This is a genomic window from uncultured Roseovarius sp., from assembly GCF_947259555.1.
Lineage (GTDB): Bacteria > Pseudomonadota > Alphaproteobacteria > Rhodobacterales > Rhodobacteraceae > Roseovarius.
On sequence record NZ_CAMYMD010000100.1, the window covers coordinates 50,518 to 75,814 of the forward strand.

Here is a 25,297-nt window from a genome sequence, read left to right on the forward strand (position 1 = left end):
GCTCGTTGCCATTCCAACCCGCCAGATTCCGGCGGAGATTTATCTGCCGTCTGGTGGCCGAACCTGCCGCAGCGTGGTTCGGCGGATGGTTCGACCAAAGGTAGAAGCTGGGGGCATCCCCACACCCGCGGTCAGCTCAAGGCATTTCTCAGGATGCGCTTCCTCGTGCAGCCTGATCGCCTCCAGCACGACCGGCGGGCGGCATGTCCCGTCCGTCGATCTTGGCAGAGGTGGCGTGATCTCGCAGGTCCACGGATTTGCCGTGGCAGCCGCGCCGGACTGGGGGACGAATTTTTTACCGACAGAGGCCCTTTCCCTGATCCCGGTCTGGTAGCTTGGCAGATGGTCGCCAGAATAGAACGGAGCCGTCCTGTAGCGATCGGAATCGTCAACCCCGTTCGGCCAGGCCATTTCACCGGGAGCGATCCCCGCCTGTTCGTATGTCCGTGCGTGATCCAGAATGGCAGGATCGGAATAGAGCGAGATCATTTCGTCCGCATGCGCGATCCAGTCCCCGCCCCCCTGCACAAGCATTCAGGCGCCCCGGCATAGCCACTATAGTCGCCTTCCGCATGCGCGACATTGATGACGAACGATCCCGAAACCTTGCCCTCGGACGCCGCCATGACCGTCAGCGTGGCATCCTCCGACGGGGCGATGCCGAGCGCCGGACTGCCCTCGATCTTGACGCGGATCGGGCGGCCTGCGTCCAGATTCAGAAACTCGTCCGCTTGGTATTCGCCGAGCAGAGCAGTCGGGAGGTTACCCTTGAGAACAGCCAACCCCGACATCTTCGAAGGGCTCTCTGTGCCGGAACGGCTGGCGCTCTTCATTCGCCGGATCATACTGGCAGATTGCCGGGAAGAGGCCGATTTCGCCTTCGACGTTCATCCGACGGGCTACTGCTGCCTCGGATGGGTATGGTGCGGTCGCTGGACCGGCAGCGTCAACGGACACCGCGTGTTCGACTCGGAGCGCGGCGGTCTGCTGTTCTGTTCCGGCCAGGTCCTCGACTGCGACATCGTCGACCGGGTCAGCGGCGAGCCCGGCACGATCTTTGTGGAGCTCAATCCTTTCGGGCACTACCAGTTGCTCGGCATACCGGGTGCGGAGACCATAGAGACCGCGGCCCTGCCGCAGCGCCTCAACCCGCGACTGTCGCCGGTTCTGGCCCCGCTTCTGGACGCGGCCCCGAGATCAGCGGCGGCGAAGCAATCAGCCAGCCGACCGACACGCTCGATATCCTGGCCGGCTCGCCCAATCCGTTTCCCGAAAACCTGCTGGAAGCCGCGCGTCGCATTGACACTGCCGACGGCGCGGTTCAACTCGGCCGGGTTTGCGACGATCTCGATTTGTTACCAAGGGATTTTCGCCGAAAGTCTCGGCGCTTCCACGGGCTCACGCCCAAGCGGTTTTGCCGCATCCTGCTGGTCACCAAGGCATTCAACCAGATGTTGGAGCAGGCGGCCAGTTCCCTTGCGGAAATCGCCCTTGGTCCTCAAGAATGCCCTGCGCATTGGCCGCCTGGGTGAAATCCGCGATCGAACAACCGAAGGACAGCAAGTCCGAATGGCCGGACTGAACCTGCTCACCGCCATCATCATTTACTGCAACACCAAACACCTCGGCCAGGCTGTCGCCAGCCGCCGCCGCAATGGATTGGATTGCTCACCCGACCTTCTGGCCCATATCTCACCCCTCGGATGGGCCCACATCCTGCTCACTGGCGATCACAGATGACCCAAAAGGCGATCAAACCGCCCTAGCGTAGGATTCGCCCCCCTCCGGCATTAGACACCCACTATGCCAAACGTCGGGCCCATGGGCTTGCGCAAAAGACAATTCGGGTGGGGGACGGAGGGCCAACAACGCCGGCGGGCCTCTTCCATGCCATCGTGACACTGACACAGAGAGCATGACGGTTTCATCCATCAGATGCGTTGTTCGTTTTCGACCATGCCTGCGGTTGTCGCGATGTCGTGCGGTATCCTGAACCGACCCTGCGCCATTGGGTGTCGCAGCATCGTATTGCCGATGATGAGGGCAAGCCGCTGAAGCTGTTGCTGTCGCGCCTGCGCAATACGCACAAGGCTCTTTGGTACTTGAAGACTGGTGATCATATGGCACGGTTCGCAGTGGGTCACACGACCGAGATCGCCGCGCGGCACTATGCCGATATTCCGTCGCTGCGACCGCTCCATGAGGCGACGGTCGCTGAAGGTCTGGAAGATGCGATAGGGGTGAGTGTGCAGCCAAGAGCCCGCAGCGATGCTGACGATACGCCTTCCGCAGCTTTGACAGACACAGACAATAACCCAGCTCCCCCTGGAACCCAAGGCGTCTGGCTCGCAGGGTGTTCCGGCTTCTTTGACAGCCCGTTTTCCAAGCCCGGAGCGCCGTGTGGTCATCCGTTCCGGGGCTGCCTGGATTGCCGCAATGCAGTGATCACCGAGCGCAAGCTCCCCGCCATCCTGGGCCTTCCGGATTTCGTTCTGGCACAGCGCACATTGCTCGGCGCGCAGGATTGGGAGGCCAAGTTTGGTCATGTTCATGAGCGGATCACGCGCCGGGTCTTGCCAGGCTTCTCCGATGAGGTGACCGCGTCAGCGCGGGCAACCCTCAACGCAGATCCTCCGATGACCTATCTGCCGTCCGAGGCGGCACAATGAGCGGCGCGCAAGCAACCCGCGCCGGTGCCACTGTACGGTCAAGTTTGACACGCTGTCTGATCCGGCCATTACGATAATGATGGGCGCTTATCTTTATGCGCGACTCAATGTTCGTCTCCCGGGCTGGGCGCCTGTGCTGTCCTCAACTGGCAACAGGCAGGCATTCAACCATAGTTTCCGGAGGTTGTGGGCGGTTGCTGCGCGGGTGAACTCATCCTGAACGTCACATGGTTCGCGTAATCGCAGCCTTCCGAGGCCGAGGATGCGTTTGAGATGGGCGAAGAGAATTTCGACCTTCTTTCGCTTCCTCTGAGCCGCCGGATTGAACGCGGACGCTGTGCATTAGCGGGCGAAGTCTCTGACGCTCTCGTATGTCTCGCGGTGGATCGCCCGGGCCTCAGAAATGCGGTCGGTCAGGTCGAGGCGGCAGAACCAGCGATAGGCCAGGTTCAGATCCACCTCCTCGCAAAGACGGCGTTCTGCCGGATGCCAAAGCAATGTCTGAGCAGCACGGGGCACCTTCACTTCGGGCTGAGCATATCGAGAGCGAATTGGAAAGTTTTCCGTGACGTGACTCTGTTGTTTTACAAAGCTTGTGGTTGCGTTATCTATTGTTGGAGAGGTAGCCGATGCGCACAGTTGATATAGCTGATACAGGTGAAACCGGTTTTGATGATGCGGTATGGAGCGATGTCATCGAAGCCGTAGACCGGACCTACTCAGAGCTGGTTGCCTATCAGGAAAAACTAGAGCACCAGAACCGCGAACTTGATGACTTGCGCCGGTTCATGAATTCAGTGTTTCAATCGGTTTCGGATTTGTTGATTGTCGTCGGCCGGGACAACCGGATCGAACAGACGGGTGGGTCCTTCGATCGTTTGATGGCGGGCCAGAACAAGACAGTCACCGGCGAAGTCGTTGATCGGTTGTTCACAAGTGGCTCACGGCCGGTTTTCACAGACGCCATCGAGCAAGCGATACTTACACGTGAATTTGTCACCGTTGAGATCGAGATTTTGACGGTCGAGGGACCCGCGCCATTGGAATTGAGCATTGCGCCACGATTGAACGAGCGTGGCAAAAGCGTAGGTGCGGTGATTGTTGGCCGTCCCCTCGGCGAGTTGCGCCGTGCCTATTCCGAACTGGCAGCCAGCCACAAAGCGCTAAAAGAGGCGCAGGCCCATCTGGTGCGAAATGAAAAGCTCGCCTCATTGGGTCGGCTAGTGGCAGGCGTGGCGCATGAGCTGAACAACCCGATCAGTTTTGTCTATGCCTCAACCCATGCTATGGAAAAATATGCCACCCGGTTCGAGACCTATTTCGAGGCGGTACAGGCCGGCGCCACGCGCGATCAGCTGATTGCAATGCGCGGTGATCTGGGGCTGGACCGGGCGCTCAAGAACATGCGCGAGGCGATCAGCGGTGCCAAAGACGGGGCCGAGCGGGTGCGCGATATCGTCGAAGACCTGCGCCGCCTGTCGTCGGAAGGGCCAGGCGAGGCGGTTGAATTCGATCTGGTGACCACCACCCGCACCGCCGCCGATTGGGTGGTACGCGGCACTAAAACGCCGGTGCAGGTGAAGTTTGAGGGCGACATGCGGCCCGTGGCGCGGGGCAATCCGGGCCATATCCAGCAGATCGTCATGAACCTTGTGCAAAACGCCATTGATGCCGTGGCCGACACAGATAATCCACAAGTCACTCTGACCCATGATGTGGCGGGCGAGCGCGCCGTTCTGAAAGTGCGCGACAATGGCCCCGGCATCCCCGAGGATGTTGCGGCGTCGATCTTTGATCCATTTTTTACCACCAAAGCAGTGGGCAAAGGCACCGGGCTGGGCCTGTCGATCTCAAGCAAGATCGCACAGGAACATGGCGGTGATCTGCACCTTAGCGAGACCGATCAGCCCGGCACCTGTTTTTGCCTTGATCTCCCGCTGGGTGGCCAGACATGAACGTGCTGTGGTTGCAATCGGCCGGCTGTGGTGGCTGCACCATGTCGCTGCTGTGCGCCGAGGGGCCGAATGTGTTCGATCTTCTGGATGGCGCGGGCGTCGACTTTCTGTGGCACCCCGCCTTGTCCGAAGCGACGGGGGGAGAAGTGTTGCCCCTGCTGAGCGCGGTTGAGAGCGGTGAGATTGCCCTGGATGTATTGGCCATCGAGGGCTCGATCCTGACCGGCCCCAAGGGCACCGGCAAGTTCCATATGCTCTCGGGCACGGGCCGCTCGATGCTCGATTGGGTACGCTCACTGGCACCGAAAGCCCGTCATGTGATGGCCGTTGGCACCTGTGCCACCTATGGCGGAATTACCTCGGCCGGCGGAAATCCGGCCTCGGCAGTGGGCGTGCAATATGACGGACACCATCCTGGCGGGGTCTTGGCGCCCGAGTTCAGATCGCAAAGTGGTCTGCCCGTAATCAATGTCGCAGGTTGTCCCACTCACCCAGATTGGGTGACCGAAACGCTATTGTTGCTGGCCGCCGATGACCTGCCTGCTGCCGCGCTGGATGAACTGGGCCGCCCCCGGTTTTATGCCGATCATCTGGTGCATCATGCCTGCCCCAAAAATGAGTATTACGAATACAAGGCCAGCGCCGAAGAGTTGTCACAACTGGGTTGCATGATGGAGCATCTGGGCTGTGTCGGCACCCAGGCCGTGGGCGATTGCAACATTCGCGGCTGGAACGGCGAAGGATCTTGCACGCGCGCGGGATACCCCTGCATCAACTGCACGGCGCCCGAATTTGAGGAGCCGAACCACCCCTTCACGGACACGCCCAAATTCGCCGGCATCCCTGTGGGTCTGCCAACCGATATGCCCAAGGCATGGTTCATGGCGCTGGCCTCGCTTTCCAAGGCCGCGACGCCCAAACGCATCGGCCAGAATGCCGTTTCGGACCGGATCAAGGTGCCGCCCCAGAAGACTGTGCGCAAATCATGAGCGATCGGAACCTGCTGGTTGGGCCGTTCAACCGGGTCGAGGGCGATCTTGAGATCAGGCTTGAGGTGGCCGATGGTCAGGTCGCGGCGGCCTATGTGAACTCACCCCTGTTTCGCGGGTTCGAGCCGATGTTGCTGGGCAAGGCCCCGCAGGATGCGCTGACCATCACACCTCGGATTTGCGGCATCTGTTCGATCAGCCAATCGGCCGCCGCGGCGCAAGCCCTCGCGGCGGCCGCTGGAGCCACACCGACACCCCAAGGCGCTTTGGTGGCCGCCCTGCTGCACGGCGTTGAGAACATGTGTGACCACCTCACCCATTTCAATCTGTTCTTCATGCCTGACTTTGCGCGGCCCGCCTACCAAGGGCGCGACTGGCACGATCATGCGATCTCGCGGTTCACGGCGATGCAGGGCTCAGGCCTGCGTCAGGCCACAGAGGCACGCGCGCAGCTGCTTCATATTGTTGGGCTGCTGGGGGGCAAATGGCCTCATACGCTGGCCATTCAGCCCGGCGGAGTGACCCGCGCGCCCACCGCGCGGGATCGTATTCGCATTTCCAGCACATTGGCCGCATTTCGGCGGTATCTGGAGGACGTTCTATTTGGTGCACCGGTGGAGGACTTTATTGCCCTGACCACAGGCGAGGCCGCGCGAAACTGGTCCACCGGCGATGCAGGCACTTTCATGCAGATCGCAGACGATCTGGGCTTGGCAAGCTCTGGTCCCGGCCCCGGCCGCTACCTGTCTTTCGGGGCATATCCGATGGAAGATGGACGCAGCTTTGGTCCCGGATTGTGGGAGGCCGACAGCTGGCGCGCGGTCAATACCGATGAGATCGGCGAGGACCTCAGCCATGCGTGGATGCTGGGCAAGACCGCGCATCCACGCGACGGACAGACCGAACCGGACGAGGATATGTCAGACCCCGGCTATAGCTGGTGCAAGGCCCCGCGTCTGGCTGGCCAGACGATAGAAACCGGCGCATTCGCCCGGCAGGTGGTGGATGGCCATGCGATGGCGCTTGATCTGGCCCGGCACGGCAGCAGCGTCTTTGCCCGTGTCGCAGGGCGACTGCTGGAGATCGCCCGCACCCAGGTGCTGTTGGAAAAATGGGCCCGGGATATCACCCCCGAGGCGCGGTTTCTGGAACAGGTCGCCGTGCCGCAAGAGGGAGTGGGCGAGGGGCTTCTTGAGGCCGCACGCGGATCGTTGGGCCATTGGCTGCGCATCGAAGGCGGCAAGATCGCGGGGTATCAGATCATCGCGCCGACAACATGGAACTTCAGCCCGCGCGATGCGGGTGGCGTGCCGGGGCCACTAGAGGCCGCTTTGGTGGGCGCCCCGGTGGCCGAGGATGAGGACACGCCCCTTTCCGTGCAGCATATCGTGCGCAGCTTTGATCCCTGCATGGTCTGCACGGTGCATTGAGCGACGCGCGGCGCATCCGAGTGAGGGGCCAGGTGCAGGGCGTTGGATTTCGTCCTTTTATCTGGAAACTGGCACATCGGATGAGTCTGCGTGGCTATGTGCTGAACGATGCGAAGGGCGTGTTGATCTATGTGACGGGCGAGGGGCTGGACCGTTTTGAAGCCGCAATTTCCGAGCAAGCCCCGGTGCTTGCCCGTGTCGATACGGTGGAAAGTGACGCCTACCATTTCGATGAGATCCCTGACAGTTTTGGTATTACGACCTCTGGTGCGCAAGGCGCAGAGACGCGGGTTACACCGGATGCCGCCACCTGCGCTGAGTGTGCCGCCGACATTCGTGGGGATAATCCACGCCGCAAGGGTTATGCCTTTACCAACTGCACCCATTGCGGGCCGCGTCTGACCATCCTGCGCGCCTTGCCTTATGATCGCGCGCAAACCTCGATGGCGGCGTTTGAGATGTGCGCCGAATGTGCCCGCGAATACGCTGACCCGGCGGATCGTCGGTTTCATGCGCAACCGGTGGCTTGTGTGCAATGCGGGCCACGGGTTTGGCTAGAGGCCGGTGGGTCCGAACTTTCCGGTGATGCGATTGCTTTGGCCGCCCGGCGGCTGACCGAAGGGCAGATTGTAGCGATCAAGGGGCTGGGCGGGTTTCATCTGGCCTGTGACGCCACCAACCGGGATGCGATTGCCCTTTTGAGAGCGCGCAAGCACCGCCCCGTCAAGCCCTTTGCCGCGATGGGGGTGTTGGATCACATCCGCCGTTTTGGCATGCCTTCATCCGAGGAGGCGGCGCTGCTGCAAGACCCTGCAGCCCCGATTGTGCTGATTTCCAAAGGCACAGAGACGCTACCGGATGGCCTCGCGCCGGGGCAAAACTCATATGGCTGGATGCTGCCTTATACGCCGCTGCTCCATCTGTTGATGGATGTGGTGGACCGGCCCTTGGTGATGACGTCGGGGAACCTGTCAGGAGAGCCGCAGGTGATCGGGAATGACGAAGCGCGTGACAAGCTGAGCGGCTTTGCCGACGCGTTTCTGATGAATGACCGCGAGATTATGCGGCGGCTGGACGACTCGGTTGAGCGGCTGACGCCTCAGGGCCCGATGGTTCTACGCCGTGCGCGCGGGCGAGTGCCCGGCACATTGCCTCTGCCCAAGGGATTTGAGGATGCCACACAGGTGGTGGCCTATGGCGCGCACTTGAAGTCGGCGATTTGCCTGCTGAAAAACGGCCAGGCTCTGCTCTCGCACCATCTGGGTGATCTGGATGAGGCGCTGACATGGGATGAGTTTCAAAAGGCCGATGCCGACTATGCCGATCTTTTTGATCATGACCCGCAGGTGTTCGCCTGTGATCTGCATCCCGATTACCGCTCGTCGCGCCGTGCGGCTTCGCGCGCGGCGGGCAAGCCTTTGGTTGAGGTGCAACACCACCATGCGCATCTGGCCGCCTGTCTAGCCGAAAACGGCTGGGCGCGGGATGCCGGTCCCGTGGCGGGGATCATTCTGGATGGTCTGGGTCTGGGCACGGATAACACCGTTTGGGGCGGTGAAGTGCTGCTGGGCGATTACAACGGGTTTGAACGTGCTGCCCATCTGGCCCCAGCCCCGCTTGTGGGGGGCGACGCGGCAGGGCGCGAGCCATGGCGCAACCTGTTGGCGCGGTTGGATCAGGCGGGAATGCAAGACATAGCCGATGAGATGCTGAGCCAGCGGCCGCTTGGCCTTTTGCGACAGGCCATGGCCTCGGGCGTCAACGCGCCGCTTTCTTCCTCGGCGGGCAGGCTATTTGATGCGTTTGCGGCCGCTTTGGGCTTTGAGGGCGCTCAAAGCTTTGAGGGCGAAGCCGCGATGTGGTTGGAGGCATACGCCGCCCGGGCCCCCCTGTCGCGCGCCTATCCCTATTCATTTGCCCAATGGGAAAACGGCGTGATTGACCCCGTTCCGATGTGGGACGCCTGGCTTGGCAACCGTAAAACAGATACTCCGCCCGAGGCGATGGCGATGCGGTTTCATGCTGGTCTGGCGCAGGCGTTTTGCACGCCCGCGCGCGCTTTGGTTGAGACCGGGCAGGCTAAGGCCGTGGCCCTGTCGGGCGGGTGTTTTCAGAACGCCACATTGCTGAGCCTGTGCTGTGAACAGTTGCAGGATCTGCCGCTTCTGATTCACACAAAGACCCCTGCCAATGATGGTGGGCTGGCGCTCGGGCAGGCGTTGATTGCGGCGGCCGCGCATTCGGGCTGACCGGTAAGGAACTGGCCGGCACATTGATCATCCGGTTGCCACTCTCCCGATTCCGGCGCGTACAAGATCCCTCAGAAACCGACCTTACCCGTTGAAGAGTAACGACAAAACTGTGTTCTGCGAAATCTCTCAAATTTCTTTGATCGTGTCTGAGTACCACTGCATTCCTAAGGTGGAGGATGGTCCCGGTGCGCCCGGAGACCAAAATGGGACCAGTCGGAGGACGCCAATTGTCACAAATCGAAACCTTTTATGACGTGATGCGCACACAGGGGATCACCCGGCGCAGTTTCATGAAATATTGCTCGCTCACCGCATCCGCGTTGGGCCTCGGCCCGGCCATGGTGCCGACCATTGCACATGCGATGGAGACCAAGCCGCGCACACCGGTGATCTGGCTCAATGGGCTGGAATGCACCTGCTGCTCCGAGAGCTTTATCCGGGGGGCGCATCCGCTGGCCAAGGATGTCGTCCTGTCGATGATCAGCCTCGACTATCAGCACGTGCTGATGGCTGCTGCCGGCCACGCCGCCGAGGCCGCCCTCGATGAGGCGATGGAGAAATACAAGGGCCAGTACATCCTGGCCGTGGAGGGTAACCCGCCGCTCAATGAAGACGGCATGTTCTGCATCTCTGCAGGCAAGCCCTTTGTCGAGAAGCTACGCCATGTCGCCAAGGACGCCAAGGCGATCATCAGCTGGGGGGCTTGTGCCTCTTACGGCTGTGTGCAGGCGGCCAAGCCGAACCCCACACAAGCGACACCCGTGCACAAGGTCATCACCGACAAGCCAATCATCAAGATCCCCGGTTGCCCGCCCATTGCCGAGGTCATGACTGGCGTGATTACCTATATGCTGACCTTTGACCGTTTGCCCGAGCTGGACCGTCAGGGCCGCCCCGCGATGTTTTATGGCCAGCGTATTCACGACAAATGCTATCGTCGCCCGCATTTCGATGCCGGCCAGTTCATCGAAGAATGGGATGACGAAAACGCGCGCAAGGGCTATTGCCTCTACAAGATGGGGTGCAAAGGCCCGACCACCTACAATGCCTGCTCCACCATTGGCTGGAACGAGGGCACATCCTTCCCCATTGAATCCGGACATGGCTGTATCGGGTGTTCCGAGGACGGCTTTTGGGACCAGGGCAGTTTCTATGACCGCGTGACCGACCTGACGCAATTCGGGGTTGAGAAAAACGCCGATCAGGTGGGTCTTGTCGCCGCTGGTGTCGTTGGGACCGGCATTGCCGCCCATGCGGCAGTCTCGGCACTGAAGCAGGCGCAAAAGAAATCCCAATCCAGCAAAGAGGAGGTCTGAGCCATGACCATTACCCCAAACGGTTTTGAACTTGATAGCACAGGCCAGCGGATTGTGGTGGACCCGGTCACCCGGATTGAGGGCCATATGCGCTGTGAAGTGAATGTGGACGAGGAAGGTTTCATCCGCAACGCGGTCAGCACCGGGACGATGTGGCGCGGTCTTGAGGTGATCCTGAAGGGCCGCGATCCGCGCGATGCCTGGGCCTTTACCGAACGGATTTGCGGGGTGTGCACAGGCACCCACGCTCTGACCTCCGTACGCGCGGTTGAGGATGCCCTGGGCATCACGATCCCGGAAAACGCCAACTCGATTCGCAACATGATGCAGCTGAACCTGCAAATTCATGACCACATCGTGCATTTCTATCACCTGCATGCGCTGGATTGGGTGAATCCGATCAACGCGCTTCGGGCTGATCCCAAGGCCACGTCAGAGTTGCAGCAGGCCGTCTCGCCCAATCATCCACTGTCATCGCCCGGCTATTTCCGGGATGTTCAGAACAGGCTCAAACAGTTCGTGGAGAGCGGACAGCTTGGCCTGTTCAAGAACGGCTATTGGGACAATCCGGCCTATCTTCTGCCGGCCGAGGCAGATCTGATGGCCACGACGCATTATCTTGAGGCGCTGGACCTGCAAAAAGAGATCGTGAAAATTCACACCATCTTTGGTGGCAAGAACCCTCACCCCAACTGGCTGGTGGGCGGCGTGCCATGCCCGATCAACGTGCATTCCACGGGCGCTGTCGGCGCGATCAACATGGAGCGTCTGAACCATGTCAGCTCGATCATCGACAAGTGCATTGAGTTCAACAAGAACGTCTATCTGCCCGATGTTGTGGCCATTGGCGGGTTCTATCGCAACTGGCTTTATGGCGGCGGCCTCAGCTCGCAGTCGGTGATGGCCTACGGCGATATCCCTGAGAATGCCAACGATTATTCCGCCGAAAACATGCACATGCCGCGCGGCGCGATCACCGGTGGTGATCTGAGCAACGTGCAGGAGGTGGATGTGCGCGATCCTGAACAAATTCAGGAATTTGTCGATCACAGCTGGTACGATTACGCCGAGCCCGGCAAGGGCCTGCACCCCTGGGATGGCGAGACCGAGCCGAATTTTGAGCTGGGCCGCGCCACCAAGGGCACCCGCACCAATATCGAAGAGATCGACGAGGCGGCGAAATATAGCTGGATCAAGGCACCCCGCTGGCGCGGCAACGCGATGGAGGTTGGCCCGTTGGCGCGCTATCTGGTGGGCTATGCCAGTGGCCATGAAGAGATCACCGAACAGGTCACGGGCCTCTTGCGAACCATGGACCTGCCGGTGGATGCGCTCTTCTCGACGCTCGGGCGCACCGCCGCACGGGCGCTGGAAAGCGAATACTGTGGCCGGTTGCAGAAGAAGTTCTTTGACAAGCTGGTGACCAATATCAAGAACGGCGATGAAAGCACTGCGAACGTCGCCAAATGGGACCCAAGCACATGGCCGAAAGAGGCCAAGGGAGTGGGCATGTCAGAGGCACCGCGTGGCGCTCTGGGCCACTGGGTGCGCATCAAGGACGGGCGGATTGAGAATTATCAATGCGTTGTTCCCACCACCTGGAACGGCAGCCCCCGCGACAGCAAAGGCAACATCGGCGCCTTTGAGGCCGCATTGATGAACACCAAGATGGAACGGCCCGAGGAACCGGTCGAAATCCTGCGCACGCTGCACAGTTTTGATCCCTGCCTGGCCTGTTCCACGCATGTCATGTCGCCCGATGGCGATGAATTGACCACTGTCAAAATCCGCTGAAGGGGACCTTAGATGAAAAAACTTACACTTTCCGTTTTGTTGATCGCTTTGGCGGGTCCCGCGCTTGCCCATACCGGGCATGGCACCGCCTCGGGCTTGTCGCATGGGTTGGCACACCCCCTGCTGGGGCTTGACCATCTGCTGGCGATGCTTGCTGTCGGCTTATGGTCAGGGTTTGCGCTGACCAAGCGCGTTTGGCTGGGGGCCGCGGCGTTCATGAGTGCAATGATTGCGGGTGCGGCCCTGTCTTGGGCTGGCATCGGATTTCCGATGGTCGAAACAGCCATCACCCTTTCGATTGTGGTCTTTGGTCTGCTGACTTTGATGTCGAACCCGGGTCAAGCGCGCACGCTGACGGCGGTTTCTCTGGCGGCCATCGCGGCCTTCGCACTGGCTCATGGACACGCTCACGCAACCGAGGCTGCCGGAAGCGCCGCGGGCTATATGGCCGGGTTCCTTCTGGCGACAGGGGCTTTGCATCTTGTCGGCCTTGGCCTGGCGCGGACTATTGCCCAGCCGCTGGTGCAGCGCTCACTTGGGGCAGGTGTTGCGATGTCCGGCCTCTGGATGATGGTTGGGTGAGGCCATGACAGATACCTCACCCCAATCGCTGGCCGGGACGGACGCCGATGCCGAAGACCTGGCCCAGGTTACGCGCCAAACCTCGGTCTATGTCTACGAGGTGCCTGTGCGTCTGTGGCACTGGATCAACGCGCTGGCTATTCTGACGCTGTGCATCACGGGCTATTTCATCGGCTCGCCGCCGCCCACGATGATCATCGCCGAGGCGACCCATCAGTTTGTCTTTGGCTATATCCGCTTTGCCCACTTCGCGGCGGGCTGGATTCTGGCCATCGGATTTCTGGGGCGGATGTACTGGGCAATCTTTGGCAATCACCACGCGCGGCAACTGTTTATCTTGCCTGTTTTCCGGGGCGAGTGGTGGCGCGAGATCTGGTTCGAAATCCGCTGGTATCTGTTTCTGGAAAAACAGCCCAAGAAATATGTCGGCCACAACCCGCTGGCGCAATTGGCGATGTTCTGTTTCATCACGCTGGGCGTGAGTTTCATGATCATAACCGGCTTTGCGCTGTATGGTGAAGGGCTGGGCCATGGCAGCTGGGCTGACATCATGTTTGGCTGGGTGTTCACACTCGTGGGTGGCAACAGCCATCTGGTGCACACCTATCACCACCTTGGTATGTGGTGGATCATTATCTTCATGGTGATCCATATCTATGTGGCGATCCGCGAAGACATCATGAGCCGTCAATCCATCGTTTCAACGATGATTTCCGGCCACCGGACCTTTAAGGATGACAACCCCGATTAAGCCCTGGGGAAGACATTGAAATCGCTGAAAGGCGGGCGCATGAGTCGCCCGCCTTTTGCATCTCCGGTTGGTTAACTTCCAGTAGGAATGAATAGTGGATGAAATCTTACCGATATGAATGATGCGGCATTCCAGCGTATACGTATTACCTGTTGCAAATCAGAGTCTTACATAAAAACAGGGTCTGAGAAAAAATTAATAAATCCGCAAAAGTAAAAACCTTATTGTCACCTTGAGGAGCGAGCGGAAAGCCGATTTGCGCTTGAAAGGGACGATAGAGGGAGGAAACGATGGGGCAACATGCTCTCATTCTTGGCATCGGCAACGTGCTCTGGGCCGACGAAGGGTTTGGCGTTCGTTGTGTGGAAACCATGGCGCAGTCCTGGGCCTTTGATCACACCGTGAAAATTCTGGATGGCGGCACGCAGGGCCTGTACCTTCTGCCGTTTCTGGAAGAGGCCGATGTCCTTCTGGTCTTTGACGCAATTGACTACGGCCTGCCCCCCGGCACCATGAAGGTGATCGAGGGCGACGAGGTGCCCGCCTTCATGGGTGCCAAGAAGATGAGCCTGCATCAGACCGGTTTTCAGGACGTGATCGCAACCGCGCAATTGATGGGCTACTGCCCTGAAATCCTGATCCTGATCGGCTGTCAGCCGGTCGAGCTGGAAGATTACGGCGGGGGCCTGCGCGATATCGTGGCGGCCCGGATTGATCCGGCAATTGCCATCGCGCTGAAAAAACTGGCCGAGCATGGCATTCATGCCCGGCCCGGCAAGGGTGATGACCGGTATCTGGCCGATGCCTCGATCCTGCGCGGCGCTTATGAGCAGGGCCGGCCATCGGAAGATGCCGCCTGCCGCACCGGGGATGACCGTTTCTTCCCGGCAGCGGAATAGCGCCATGTGTGTCGGTGTTCCCATGCAATTGGCCTCGACCGACGGCATTGCGGGCAGGGCGGTTGCGACCAACGAGCTGATTGACCTGTCGCTGACCCCGGATGCCGCGCCCGGCGATTGGGTTCTGAATTTTTTGGGGGCCGCGCGCGAAGTGCTTGAGGCCGATGAGGCCGCCAAGATCAGCGCCGCCTTGGGCGGCCTGCGTGCGCTCATGGAAGGCCGCGATCTGGGCGATGCCTTCGCCGATCTCGAACAAACCGGACCGCGATTGCCCACACATTTGCAAGCCGCGCTGGACGCGGGCGAAACAACTGCCTGAGGAGGTTACAAGATGTCCCACCCGTTGATCACCCGATTAACACAAGACTTTGGCTGGCCATCGCTGGCGGATATGGACGCTGTTGAGGCCTTCACCAAGGCCGCAGGCGTGCATGTCCTGTTTGTGCCGGGTGACGCCGCGCGCAACCTGGAAACCCCGGATGTCGCGGTGATATTGCCCGAGCTGCATGCGGCCTTTCAAAAGCAGTTTGATTGTGCCGTCATTGATGATGCTGTCGAACGCGAAGTCCGAAGTGAGACCACCGTGTTCAAGACCCCCAGCCTGATCTTCTACCGCGATGGTGAGATGATCGGCGCAATCCCGAAAGTGCGCGACTGGTCAGAATATGTCACCCGGATCGGTCAGATCCTGAACCTGCCCATCGCGGCCGAGTGAGGAAACCCCAATGAGCAATTTCACCATGCCCCCCACCGGCTTTGGCCCCGGATCGCAGCCTTTGGATGACCAGGACGACAAGCTGGATTATATGCCGCTGCCACAGGACATGCGCACCTACGCGCCGCATCTGCCGGATGTTGAGATCGAGGACGAGACCTATGGTCCGGCACTTGCCCTGCTCAAAGAGGTCGCCGCCGCCTGCCTGAACATTGGCACCACGGCCGAGTTTGATCTGAGCTATCTTGATGTCCCCAACCGCGCGCTGATTGCCGAGACACTGGGAGAAGGCGAGGTCGCCGCCAAGATCTGGGGCGTGCCCGCTTTGGCCGTGCAGGAAAGCGTTTTTGCCGGTGTCTGGTGTATCTCGGGGGCCGGCGTGGACCGTGTGGATGTGGCCCCTGTACCGCCTTGCGTCACGGCCGATCCGTTTGCGCCGCGCCGTGCCGCGCAAGGCAACGACACTCCGATGCAGCCAGGCGTGCAGAATGCGCCGCCGCTGTTGGTGGAGCTGCTGGACAAATCCGCCGCCTTTACCAAAGAGGCCGAATTGCATGTGATCAACCTGACCCTGCTGCCCCATACGGAGCCTGATTTGCTGTGGCTGGATGCCGCCCTTGGCGAAGGCTCGGTCACATTGTTGTCGCGGGGGTACGGCAATTGCCGGGTGTCGGCCACTGCGGTCCGAAATGTCTGGCGCGTGCAGTTCTTCAACTCGATGGACACGCTGATTTTGGACACGTTCGAGGTGACTCATGCGCCCGAGGTGGTTCTGGCCGCCGAAGAAGATCTGATCGACAGCGGCAACCGGATCATCAGCGTGCTGGAGGCGATCACATGAGCAGTTTTGAAGGCTCGTTCCTGGGGGCCACCGACAAGATCAGCCCTGCTGCCATCATGGAGTGCAAGATCTGTTGGACGCCTTACGACCCGGCCCATGGCGATGATTATCGCCAGATTGAGCCCGGCACGCCGTTCCTGGCGCTGCCACGGGATTGGTCCTGCCCCACTTGCAGCGCACCCAAAGAGCAATTCATGGTGCTGGAAGACCCCGGCGCCACCACCGCGATTGAGGCGGATGCGATTGACGCGATGACGGCCCGGCTGGTCGTTGATTTCCGCGAAATCTGGCACGCCAAGATGCGCGATCTGCCGATGATCAACAAGATGCTGTCGGTTGAGGCCGTGGCCTTTCAGATGGTTGAGGGCCGGCCCATCGGCGTTCTGATCTCGCCGTGGTTCATGAACCTGATCGTGCTGCCCGGCAAGGGTGAGGATTGGTCAGACCTGACGGCTGGCGCGAAAGAGATTATCAGTTTTCCCTCGGGGGATTACGAATTCCTGCACAATGTGCGCGAAATGACGGGCGGCTACAAAGCCTGCTCCCTGTTCTCGCCGATGAACGATTTCAAGACCCATGCAAGCGCCGTTGATGTGGCGCAGGCCATCATGATTGCCCTGTTTGATAAGGCCAATCTGGCCGAAACCGACCGGTCTGAAGATATCCGTGCCGCGCGCGAGGCGGAACTGGCCCAGCCGGACGAAGCCGAGGTTGAGCTGGTCAGCGAACCGACCCGCCGTGACTTGATCACCGGCGGATTGGCGGAAGGGGCATAAGACGATGCTGGACCGGACTGAGCATGGATTTGGCGGGCTGGTGCCAGAGCCGTCTGCGCCCTTGCCGGTTGCCGATCTGATCGTTGGTCAATCGGTGGAAGACGCCGCTGCACTCTTGCCGCGCATTTTCAACCTCTGCCGCACGGCGCAACAGACGACCGCACGGCTGGCCTTTGGCTTGCGGGTGGAGGCAAAAGCCCGCGACGCGCTGCACCGCGAGATCCTGCGCGATCATCTGATCAAGTTTCACCTGAAATGGCCTGGTTTTTTCGGCAGGGCCCCGCTGGCACTGCCGCAGGATTGGGCCACAGGCGGCGCGGGCGTTCGCAGTGATCTTTTTGGCCCGTCAGGGCGGATGCCGCGCGATATGGATGCGTTTGACGATTTCCTCGGCGCGGGTCATGGGATCGCCCCGGTTCTCAGCCTGATTGATCACTCCTTTGAGCCCGGTGAGGGTGCAACACCTGCACTGTCCCTTACGGATGCAACCACCGTTTTCGTCCCTCAGGCTCAAGAGAATTCAGTCGCCGGGCGTCATGCTGGCCACCCGGTGATGCAGGCCATTGCCGCCGCCAAAGGCCGTGGTCCGCTCTGGCGAGCCTTGGGCCGCGCCTATGATCTGGAGGTGTGTTTGAGCGGCACATTGCCCGCGTGGCAAACCCCCGCGATGGGCCACGCTATCGTGCCTGCTGCGCGCGGCACCTATGCGATCCGGGCCGAGATCTCGGATGGGATTGTCACGACCTTCCAACGTGTCACGCCGACCGATCATCTCTTGGCAGAAGGCGGCATTCTGGCGCACACTCTGCGTACGCTGCCAGACCGGAAATCAGGCTATGCGGCTCTGATCATGGATATTCTCGACCCGTGCAGCCCGGTCCGACTGAGGGAGGTGGATCATGCATGAGATGTCGCTTTGCGAAGGCATGCGCCATGTGATCGAGGATCAGGCGCGTCAGCACAACGTTGCGCGGATCAAGACCGTACGGGTCGAATTGGGCCGCTTTGCAGGCGTTGAAAAGGACGCGCTCAGCTTTGCGTTTGATATCGTGATGCGCGGCTCGCCCGCCGAGGGGGCTGCACTGGTGATGCTCGATTTACCAGGCAAGGCAATGTGTTACGACTGCATGCAAGAGGTGCAGATAAACAACCGGCTTGACCCGTGCCCCGATTGTGGTGGCGGCAAGCTGATGCCGATGGGCGGCGATGAAATGCGAATTAAGGATTTGGAGGTCGCGTAATGTGCACAGTTTGCGGATGCGGAGATAGCGAAGTGAAGGGCCCTTCTGATGATCATAGCCACCGGCATAGTCATGATCACGGTCACGATCACTCTCATGGCCTGCATTTTGGCCACGGCCCTGCCGGGGTTGAGGTGGCGGGGATGTCTCAAGATCGTCTGATCGAGATTGAGACCGATATCCTGGCAAAAAATGATGCCTATGCCTATGCCAACCGCGCCGTTCTGGCAGGTTTGGGGGCGTTCGCGATCAATCTGGTGTCCTCACCGGGATCGGGCAAAACCACCCTTCTATGCAAGACGATTGAAGCGCTTGGTGATCAGCAACTGGCGGTGATCGAAGGCGATCAGCAGACCGAAAACGATGCCGATCGTATCCGCGCCACCGGGGCATCGGCCATTCAGGTGAACACCGGCAAGGGCTGTCATCTGGACGGCCACATGGTGGGCCACGCGATGGAACATCTGAACCTGTCGAAAGGCGCGATGCTGTTCATCGAAAACGTTGGCAATCTGGTCTGTCCTGCCGCCTTTGACCTGGGCGAGGATTGCAAGGTGGCGATCCTGTCGGTGACCGAGGGCGAGGACAAGCCCCTGAAATACCCTGATATGTTCACCGCCTCACGGTTGGCCATTCTGAACAAGACCGATCTGGCCCCGCATTGCGATGTGGATATGAACCGTTATGAAACCAATCTGCGCCGGGTGAACCCGCATATCGAAATCCTGCGGGTTTCGGCCCGTACCGGCGAGGGGATGGAGGCGTGGATCAATTGGCTGCGTCATAACCTTGCGCATAAATCAGAGGTGCAAGCAGCCGAATGAGCAACCACGCGCCCCTGCCCACGATCCTTCTGGTCGATGACGAGCAACACTCGCTTGCCGCGATGCGCATGGCTCTGGAGGACGAGTTTGAATGCCTCACAGCACCCGATGCCGACGCCGCCGAGGCGCTGATGCAGGAGAATTTCGTGCAGGTCGTGTTTTGTGACCAACGCATGCCGGGGCGTACGGGCGTGGCGTTTCTAACCGAGGTGCGCGATCGTTGGCCCGAAACTGTGCGGATCATCATCACCGGGTACACGGAAACCAGCGATATGGTCGCCGCGATCAACGACGCGGGCATCTATCAGTTCGTCACCAAGCCGTGGCATCCTGATCAGCTGATGATGGCGGCCAAGAACGCCGCGCAGCTATTTCAACTGACCCGGGATCATGATCGGCTGTCGCTGGAAATGCGGATGCTGAGCAATACGGCAGAAACCAAGCTGGAGGCCCGCCGCAAGGCGCTGCGCGAGGGTCTTGGCTTTGAAAAGGTGCTGCGCGCACCCAATTCACCGATGAACGCCACGGTCGAAACCGCCCGGCAATATGCGAGCTTCGATGTGCCTGTTCTGGTTTCGGGCGAGCCGGGCACCGGCAAGTTGGTGCTGGCACGGGCGATGCATTATAGTTCCCTGCGTTCGAACCAGTCGTTCTTTGAGCTCAATTGCGCGGGCATGTCCGACGAACTGTTGCAGATCGAACTCTTGGGGGCCAAACGCGGGGCATTGCCCGGTGTGCCCAGCAACAAGATGGGCCTGCTGCAAAAGGCGGATCGCGGTACGCTTTTCCTGAATGGCGTTGATGGTTTGAGCCCGCAAATGCAGATGATCCTGCTGCGTGTCGCCACCGAAGGCGTGTTTCAACCGCTTGGCGGGCACGAGGTGCTGACCACCAATCTGCGGCTGATGACCGGGGCACATGCCGACCTGAATGCGATGGTGACCGAGGGTACATTCCGCAACGATCTGTATTATGCGCTGTCCTCGGTCGAACTGGCCCTGCCACCATTGCGCGCACGCCCCGAAGATATCGCCGTGCTGGCCCAGCATATGCTGTTCGATCTGGCCTCGGCCCATGGCAAGCCGGTGCAGGGTCTGTCCGATCTCGCCATCGAATTTCTGGCCAATTACGACTGGCCCGGCAATCTTCGCGAGTTTGAAAACGAGCTGACGCGGATGTTGATTTTCGCCCAGGACCCGGTGCTTGGCCCCGAACTGATCTCGCGCCACATCCTGCAGGCTGACCCCTGTGCGGTGTCCGAGGATGCCCAAACCAGCGATGTGCTGTCGGGCGAAGGGACTTTGAAAGAACGGGTTGAGGGGATCGAAATGCGGGTACTGCGCGAGACGTTGACCCGCCTGAAATGGAACAAAAGCCGCGCCGCAAACGAGCTTGGTCTGTCGCGCGTCGGATTGCGCGCGAAACTGGACCGTTATGGCATTGCCCAACCGGGCAAGGTCAGCGCCAGCAACGAAGAGGAATAAGCCATGTGTTTGGGAATACCCGGTCAGATCGTTGAGATCACCGATGACGAACGGCTGATGGCCATGGCCGAAGTGTCGGGCGTGCGGCGCGAGGTCAACGTTGCTTGTGTTGCCACCGGCCCGCTGGACGAGCTGCTTGGCAAATGGGCCCTGATCCATGTCGGTTTCGCGATGAGCGTGATTGACGAGGATGAGGCCGCCAAGACGCTCGAAGCCCTGCAAGGCCTTGGCGAGGCACAGGAAACGCTGGAGGCGATGGCCGACGGGCAATCCGCACTGGAGGGCACACAATGAGATTTGTTGAAGAATTCCGCGATCCGGTGGCGGCGAAAACCGTGCTGGCCGCGATTGAAAAGAAGGTCGATGAGATTGGCGCGACGGCTGAGAAACCAGTGCATATCATGGAGATTTGTGGCGGTCATACCCACGCAATTTTCCGCTATGGACTGGATAAACTGACCCCGCCGGGCATCGAATTTATCCACGGTCCGGGCTGTCCTGTCTGCGTGCTGCCAATGAGCCGGATTGATGAATGTGTGCAGGTGGCCGAGGATCCGAACGTGATCTTCACCACCTTTGGCGATGCCATGCGCGTTCCGGGGTCCAAGAAATCTTTGTTGCAGGCAAAGGCCGATGGGGCCGATATCCGCATGGTCTATTCGCCGCTGGATGCGTTGGAAATTGCCCGGCGCAACCCAGAGCGCGAAGTGGTGTTTTTCGGGCTGGGGTTCGAGACGACAACGCCGTCCACCGCGCTGTCGATCCAGCAAGCCGCGCGCGAAAGTCTGAGCAATTTCAGCGTGTTTTGCAATCACATCACGGTGCCGCCGCCGATCAGGATCCTGCTGGATGACCCGCATATGATTTTGGATGGCTTTGTTGGCCCCGGCCATGTTTCGATGGTGATCGGCACCCATCCGTATGATTTTATTGCCGAGGATTATGGCAAGCCGATCGTCGTGGCGGGGTTTGAGCCGCTTGATCTGTTGCAATCGGTGCTGATGGTTCTGACGCAGATTGCCGAGGGCCGCGCCGAGGTGGAAAACCAGTACGGGCGCATCGTGCCCGAGCATGGCAATCCGGTGTCTCTGGCCGCGATTGCGGACGTTTATGAGACGCGCCCCAGCTTTGAATGGCGGGGGTTGGGCGAGATTGATGCCAGTGGGTTGCGTATCCGTGAGGCCTATAGGGCGTTTGATACCGAAGAGAAATTCGGCATCGGATACGGCGCCGGAGACCGCTCGGTTCAGGAACCTGAGGGGTGTGCATGCGGTTCGGTCATGACCGGGCGGATCAAGCCCTATCAATGCCCGCAATATGGCAAGGGGTGTACGCCTGAAATGCCATTGGGCGCGCTGATGGTGAGCTCAGAAGGGGCGTGTGCCGCCTATTTCCAATATAGCGCGGTTGAGGCGGCAGAATGAACATGACTGCCCCCAAACCGTCCCGCCTGCGCGGGGATCGTGTGACGCTGGCCCACGGTGGTGGCGGCAAGGCGATGCGCGATCTGATCGACGAGGTGTTCACGGATGTGTTTCAGCCCGAAAGCGCCGAGGATCAGGCCCGGCTGACCCATGATGCGCTACTGGAACCCGGGGCGCAATTGGCCTTTACCACCGACAGTTTCGTGGTTTCGCCGGTTGAATTTCCGGGCGGCGACATTGGCAAGATCGCGGTTTGCGGAACCGTCAACGATCTGGCCGTTGGCGGGGCCAAGCCGCTGTGGCTGTCAGCGGCGTTCATCATCGAAGAGGGCTGCGAGATTGCCTTGCTGCGCCGCATCGTGGCGTCGATGCAGGCCGAGGCCAGGAAAGCAGGCGTGAAGATTGTCACTGGCGATACTAAGGTGGTCGGCAAGGGGGCCGCAGATCAGGTGTTCGTCACCACATCCGGGGTTGGGGTTATTCCAAAGGGTCGCAATCTGCGCGCCGAGGCGATCCAGCCCGGTGATGTGGCGATTGTAAACGGCGTGTTGGGTGATCATGGTGCTGCGATTATGGCCGCGCGCGGCGACATGGCGCTTTCGACCGATTTGCAATCGGATTGTCAAAGCCTGAACGGGTTGATCGAGGCGGTTATCGAGGCCGTGCCGGAAGTGCGGGCGGCGCGCGATGCCACGCGTGGCGGCTTGGCCTCATCGCTTAACGAATTGGCCAACGCGGCGGGGGTGAGCATCGAGATTGATGAAACCGCCGTGCCCTTGCGCCCCGAGGTGAGGGGCGTGTGCGAAATTCTTGGGCTTGACCCGCTCTATCTGGCGAATGAGGGCACGCTTGTGCTGTTTGTTCCGGCGGATCAGGCCGAGGCGGCGCTTGGGGCTATGCATGCCACGTCGGCGGGCCGGGACGCGGTTGCGATCGGTCACGTGGGCCAAGGCCCGGCAGGCCGCGTCACCATGCGCACGCTTTTTGGTGGGCAGCGATTGGTTGATATGCTGGTCGGAGAGCAACTGCCAAGGATTTGCTGAAGGCCGCTTAAACAAAAGGAGACTGACTGCCATATTGGCAACTTGAACATAAAGCAATTTCAGAGAAAGTTGATAGACTTTTTCGGTTCGAAATTGCGCAAAATCAATGAACTACGGCGTTACGACTGTTTCAACGAAAAGTCGAAACGCTGTAGAAGGTTCACATGACCCGCAACAGCCTTAGACCGTCATACACCGCGGCATGGATGTTGCGGGAGGCAACGGCATCGCCGATTCGAAACAGCGAGAAACCGGCATCAGGGTTGCGCGCGATATTCTGCGGCCGCCCCGAGAGTAGCGCGGTCGGGTCCACCTCACCAAGGTTGCGCGACAGTGGCTTCAACGCAAAGTACAGATCGTCGAGCGGCACGGTGCCATTGTTGACCACAATCTGATCCACCTCGCGCGTCATGCGGGCCGTGCTGTAATCGCTGGACAGATCGGCCAGCAATCGATTGCCCTCTCGCCGCACCGCATGCAAGCGCCATGTGACGGTGAAATGCACGTCGCGACCCTGCATTTCGCGCAGAAAAGGCGTCAATGTCATGGGCATGACTTCGGACGAAAGCGAACGGTCAGGGCTTACGATTTCGACCCGTGCCCCTGTCGCCGCGATCATCTCGGCGGCCTGAAGGCCCGCCGCATCCCCGGCATTGTCAAAGACCAGGACATTGCGCCCCGGTTGCGCATCGCCTGACAGGATATCCCAGCTTGAGACCGGCAGATCCTGTCCGGATCGCAGCGGGACGTCATGCGGCAGCCCGCCGGTGGCAATGATCACCAAGTCCGCCCCGGACCCCGTCACCGTTTCAGGTTCCGCAAAGCTGTTGAAATGAAATCGCACACCCAGCCGCTCGCATTCTGCCATGCGCCAGCCGATGAGAGACAGGATTTCACGCCGCCGCTCGGATTGCGCCATCAGACGCACCTGCCCCCCCGGATCATTGGCCGCCTCGTGCAGTTCGACCTGATGCCCACGCTCAGCGGCAACCCGAGCGGCCTCTAGCCCGCCGGGGCCGGCCCCGATCACAAGCACCCGGCGCGGAGCGTCGGCGGGCGCTATGGCATGCGGCTGTTCCTGCTCCCGGCCTGTGGACGGATTGTGCGCACAGAGCGCCGCCGCGCCCTGAAACCGCCGGTCCAGACAGAAGTTGGCACCCACGCATGGGCGAATGCGGTCCTCTTGCCCGGCCTCAATCCGCCGCACGATATCCGGATCGGCCAGATGTGCGCGCGTCATGCCGATCATGTCCACCATGCCGGTCGCAATCGCGTGACGCGCCGTGGCGACATCCGCCACCTTGGCGGCGTGAAACACGGGAATGCCCGTTGCCTCGCGCAAGTGCGCTGCGGCGGCAAGATGCGGCGCGCTCCGCATGCCGTGCACCGGGATCATATCCGTGAGCCCCGCATCCGTATCAATATGGCCACGCGTGACATTCACGAAATCCACCAGCCCGCTGGCCTTCAGGCGGTGCGATATTTCGAGACCTTCATCGGCATCAATGCCATCGGCGCACATCTCGTCTCCGGCATAGCGCAGGCCGAGCAAAAAGCCCGGACCCACACGGCGGCGCGTCTCGGCCAGAACATCCATTGCAAGGCGCATGCGGTTTTCGAGCGATCCGCCATAGGGTGCATCGAGGTGATTGGAGCGCGGCGACCAGAACTGATCCAGCAAATGGCCTGTTGCCAGAAACTCGACCCCATCCAGCCCGGCCTCGCGCATGCGCTCGGCGGCGGCGGCATAGTCCTCGATGATCCGGGAGATATCCCAGTCCTCGGCCAGTTTGGCGGCGTGGCGATGGGCTGTTTCGCGCTCGTGGCTTGATGAGACGGTTGGCAACCAATCGCCGCGGTCCCAGCGTGTTCGACGGCCATGATGGGTCAGCTGGATCATCACCGCGCACCCCTCGTCATGACATTCCTGCGCAAGGGCGCGCATCCACGGCACGATCTCGTCGCGAAACGCCTGCACACCCCCGGCGGATGGCGCGCTGTCGGGCGCGACCGAGGCTGAGCCCATCGTCATGGTCAGCGCGACACCGCCCCGTGCCCGGGCCACATGGTAGGCGCGGTAGCGATCCTTGGGCAGGCCGTCTTCGGAATAGCCGGGTTCATGCCCGGTAATCAGCAGACGGTTCTTCAGTGTCAAATGTCCGACCTGGCAGGGTTGCAACAACGGATCATCACGCATTGGGTGGAAACTCCTCAAGAGGGGATCGTGGTCACTTGTGGTGCCGCGTTCGGAGAAGAGCGGCGCCGATTTACGAGCGATCCTGACAGGGATGAAAGCGCATATGCTGTGGTAT

General features: G+C 60.5%; 25 protein-coding genes and 2 pseudogenes. 22 read left to right on the plus strand and 5 right to left on the minus strand.

All coding sequences use genetic code 11. The annotated features are described in order from the left end of the window. Nucleotides 1–39: 39 nt before the first annotated feature. Together Q0X85_RS16480 and Q0X85_RS16485 are read right to left on the minus strand one after the other, a co-directional pair. Complete coding sequence (locus Q0X85_RS16480; RefSeq protein ID WP_297773750.1) at nucleotides 40–534, minus strand: hypothetical protein; 495 nt, start codon at nucleotides 532–534, stop codon at nucleotides 40–42. After that, entirely contained in the window at nucleotides 486–791 is a 306-nt protein-coding gene (locus tag Q0X85_RS16485) for a hypothetical protein (RefSeq protein WP_297773753.1), read from the minus strand. The genes Q0X85_RS16480 and Q0X85_RS16485 overlap by 49 nt, the downstream gene beginning before the upstream one ends. Before the next feature lie 706 nt (nucleotides 792–1,497). Here Q0X85_RS16485 and Q0X85_RS16490 point away from each other — a divergent pair. Together Q0X85_RS16490 and Q0X85_RS16495 are read left to right on the plus strand one after the other, a co-directional pair. Then, nucleotides 1,498–1,740: pseudogene (locus Q0X85_RS16490) on the plus strand (Tn3 family transposase); the annotation flags it as partial. 200 nt (nucleotides 1,741–1,940) lie between these two features. Then, nucleotides 1,941–2,669 (plus strand): hypothetical protein, encoded by a 729-nt coding sequence (locus Q0X85_RS16495; protein ID WP_297773755.1) that lies wholly within the window; start codon nucleotides 1,941–1,943, stop codon nucleotides 2,667–2,669. 93 nt (nucleotides 2,670–2,762) lie between these two features. Here Q0X85_RS16495 and Q0X85_RS16500 read toward each other — a convergent pair. Continuing rightward, a pseudogene (locus Q0X85_RS16500) lies at nucleotides 2,763–2,984 on the minus strand (hypothetical protein); the annotation flags it as partial. A gap of 27 nt (nucleotides 2,985–3,011) precedes the next feature. Continuing rightward, nucleotides 3,012–3,194, minus strand: a complete 183-nt coding sequence (locus tag Q0X85_RS16505) for a transposase (protein ID WP_366130243.1) — start codon at nucleotides 3,192–3,194, stop codon at nucleotides 3,012–3,014. A 104-nt stretch (nucleotides 3,195–3,298) separates the two neighbouring features. On the opposite strand from Q0X85_RS16505, the gene Q0X85_RS16510 reads away from it, so the two are divergent. From Q0X85_RS16510 to hypE, 20 genes are all read left to right on the plus strand, one after another. Then, nucleotides 3,299–4,624, plus strand: a complete 1,326-nt coding sequence (locus Q0X85_RS16510; RefSeq protein WP_297773758.1) for an ATP-binding protein — start codon at nucleotides 3,299–3,301, stop codon at nucleotides 4,622–4,624. After that, nucleotides 4,621–5,613, plus strand: a complete 993-nt coding sequence (locus Q0X85_RS16515) for a HupU protein (protein WP_297773760.1) — start codon at nucleotides 4,621–4,623, stop codon at nucleotides 5,611–5,613. Before Q0X85_RS16510 ends, Q0X85_RS16515 begins: the two co-directional genes overlap by 4 nt. After that, entirely contained in the window at nucleotides 5,610–7,043 is a 1,434-nt protein-coding gene (locus Q0X85_RS16520; RefSeq protein ID WP_297773763.1) for a nickel-dependent hydrogenase large subunit, read from the plus strand. The genes Q0X85_RS16515 and Q0X85_RS16520 overlap by 4 nt, the downstream gene beginning before the upstream one ends. Continuing rightward, nucleotides 7,040–9,292 (plus strand): carbamoyltransferase HypF, encoded by a 2,253-nt coding sequence (gene hypF, locus Q0X85_RS16525; RefSeq protein WP_297773764.1) that lies wholly within the window; start codon nucleotides 7,040–7,042, stop codon nucleotides 9,290–9,292. The genes Q0X85_RS16520 and hypF overlap by 4 nt, the downstream gene beginning before the upstream one ends. A gap of 230 nt (nucleotides 9,293–9,522) precedes the next feature. Continuing rightward, a complete protein-coding gene (locus Q0X85_RS16530) occupies nucleotides 9,523–10,611 on the plus strand; it encodes a hydrogenase small subunit (RefSeq protein WP_297773767.1) in 1,089 nt (362 codons plus the stop codon). A 3-nt stretch (nucleotides 10,612–10,614) separates the two neighbouring features. Next, entirely contained in the window at nucleotides 10,615–12,405 is a 1,791-nt protein-coding gene (locus Q0X85_RS16535) for a nickel-dependent hydrogenase large subunit (protein WP_297773769.1), read from the plus strand. A gap of 12 nt (nucleotides 12,406–12,417) precedes the next feature. Then, a complete protein-coding gene (locus tag Q0X85_RS16540) occupies nucleotides 12,418–12,987 on the plus strand; it encodes a HupE/UreJ family protein (RefSeq protein ID WP_297773770.1) in 570 nt (189 codons plus the stop codon). A 4-nt stretch (nucleotides 12,988–12,991) separates the two neighbouring features. Beyond that, nucleotides 12,992–13,738 (plus strand): Ni/Fe-hydrogenase, b-type cytochrome subunit, encoded by a 747-nt coding sequence (gene cybH, locus Q0X85_RS16545; protein ID WP_297773772.1) that lies wholly within the window; start codon nucleotides 12,992–12,994, stop codon nucleotides 13,736–13,738. Nucleotides 13,739–14,028: 290 nt separating this feature from the next. Continuing rightward, on the plus strand, nucleotides 14,029–14,637 hold the full coding sequence (locus tag Q0X85_RS16550; protein ID WP_297773773.1) for a HyaD/HybD family hydrogenase maturation endopeptidase: 609 nt from the start codon (nucleotides 14,029–14,031) through the stop codon (nucleotides 14,635–14,637). 4 nt (nucleotides 14,638–14,641) lie between these two features. Continuing rightward, on the plus strand, nucleotides 14,642–14,956 hold the full coding sequence (locus tag Q0X85_RS16555) for a HypC/HybG/HupF family hydrogenase formation chaperone (protein WP_297773775.1): 315 nt from the start codon (nucleotides 14,642–14,644) through the stop codon (nucleotides 14,954–14,956). A 12-nt stretch (nucleotides 14,957–14,968) separates the two neighbouring features. Further along, nucleotides 14,969–15,352, plus strand: a complete 384-nt coding sequence (locus Q0X85_RS16560; RefSeq protein ID WP_297773777.1) for a hydrogenase accessory protein — start codon at nucleotides 14,969–14,971, stop codon at nucleotides 15,350–15,352. A gap of 10 nt (nucleotides 15,353–15,362) precedes the next feature. Continuing rightward, on the plus strand, nucleotides 15,363–16,193 hold the full coding sequence (locus Q0X85_RS16565; RefSeq protein ID WP_297773791.1) for a hydrogenase expression/formation protein: 831 nt from the start codon (nucleotides 15,363–15,365) through the stop codon (nucleotides 16,191–16,193). Continuing rightward, nucleotides 16,190–16,969: a [NiFe]-hydrogenase assembly chaperone HybE gene (gene hybE / locus Q0X85_RS16570; RefSeq protein ID WP_297773792.1), complete on the plus strand. Its 780-nt coding sequence runs from the start codon at nucleotides 16,190–16,192 to the stop codon at nucleotides 16,967–16,969. Before Q0X85_RS16565 ends, hybE begins: the two co-directional genes overlap by 4 nt. Nucleotides 16,970–16,973: 4 nt before the next feature. Further along, the gene (locus tag Q0X85_RS16575; protein ID WP_297773793.1) at nucleotides 16,974–17,876 is read left to right on the plus strand and encodes a hydrogenase expression/formation protein HupK; all 903 of its coding nucleotides are present in this window, start codon (nucleotides 16,974–16,976) and stop codon (nucleotides 17,874–17,876) included. Next, on the plus strand, nucleotides 17,869–18,210 hold the full coding sequence (gene hypA, locus Q0X85_RS16580; protein WP_297773795.1) for a hydrogenase maturation nickel metallochaperone HypA: 342 nt from the start codon (nucleotides 17,869–17,871) through the stop codon (nucleotides 18,208–18,210). Before Q0X85_RS16575 ends, hypA begins: the two co-directional genes overlap by 8 nt. Then, complete coding sequence (hypB, locus tag Q0X85_RS16585; RefSeq protein ID WP_297773797.1) at nucleotides 18,210–19,034, plus strand: hydrogenase nickel incorporation protein HypB; 825 nt, start codon at nucleotides 18,210–18,212, stop codon at nucleotides 19,032–19,034. Before hypA ends, hypB begins: the two co-directional genes overlap by 1 nt. Continuing rightward, nucleotides 19,031–20,518, plus strand: coding sequence for a sigma-54 dependent transcriptional regulator (locus tag Q0X85_RS16590; RefSeq protein WP_297773799.1), 1,488 nt, complete (start codon nucleotides 19,031–19,033; stop codon nucleotides 20,516–20,518). Before hypB ends, Q0X85_RS16590 begins: the two co-directional genes overlap by 4 nt. Before the next feature lie 3 nt (nucleotides 20,519–20,521). After that, nucleotides 20,522–20,812 carry a HypC/HybG/HupF family hydrogenase formation chaperone gene (gene hypC, locus Q0X85_RS16595; RefSeq protein ID WP_297773801.1) on the plus strand — a complete coding sequence of 97 codons (291 nt, stop codon included), beginning with the start codon at nucleotides 20,522–20,524 and terminating at the stop codon, nucleotides 20,810–20,812. Beyond that, nucleotides 20,809–21,942, plus strand: coding sequence for a hydrogenase formation protein HypD (gene hypD, locus Q0X85_RS16600; RefSeq protein WP_297773802.1), 1,134 nt, complete (start codon nucleotides 20,809–20,811; stop codon nucleotides 21,940–21,942). The genes hypC and hypD overlap by 4 nt, the downstream gene beginning before the upstream one ends. Beyond that, nucleotides 21,939–22,985, plus strand: coding sequence for a hydrogenase expression/formation protein HypE (gene hypE / locus Q0X85_RS16605; protein WP_297773804.1), 1,047 nt, complete (start codon nucleotides 21,939–21,941; stop codon nucleotides 22,983–22,985). Before hypD ends, hypE begins: the two co-directional genes overlap by 4 nt. 160 nt (nucleotides 22,986–23,145) lie before the next feature. Here the strand turns inward: hypE and Q0X85_RS16610 are convergent, their stop codons facing one another. After that, complete coding sequence (locus tag Q0X85_RS16610) at nucleotides 23,146–25,182, minus strand: FAD-dependent oxidoreductase (protein WP_297773806.1); 2,037 nt, start codon at nucleotides 25,180–25,182, stop codon at nucleotides 23,146–23,148. Nucleotides 25,183–25,297 lie beyond the last annotated feature (115 nt).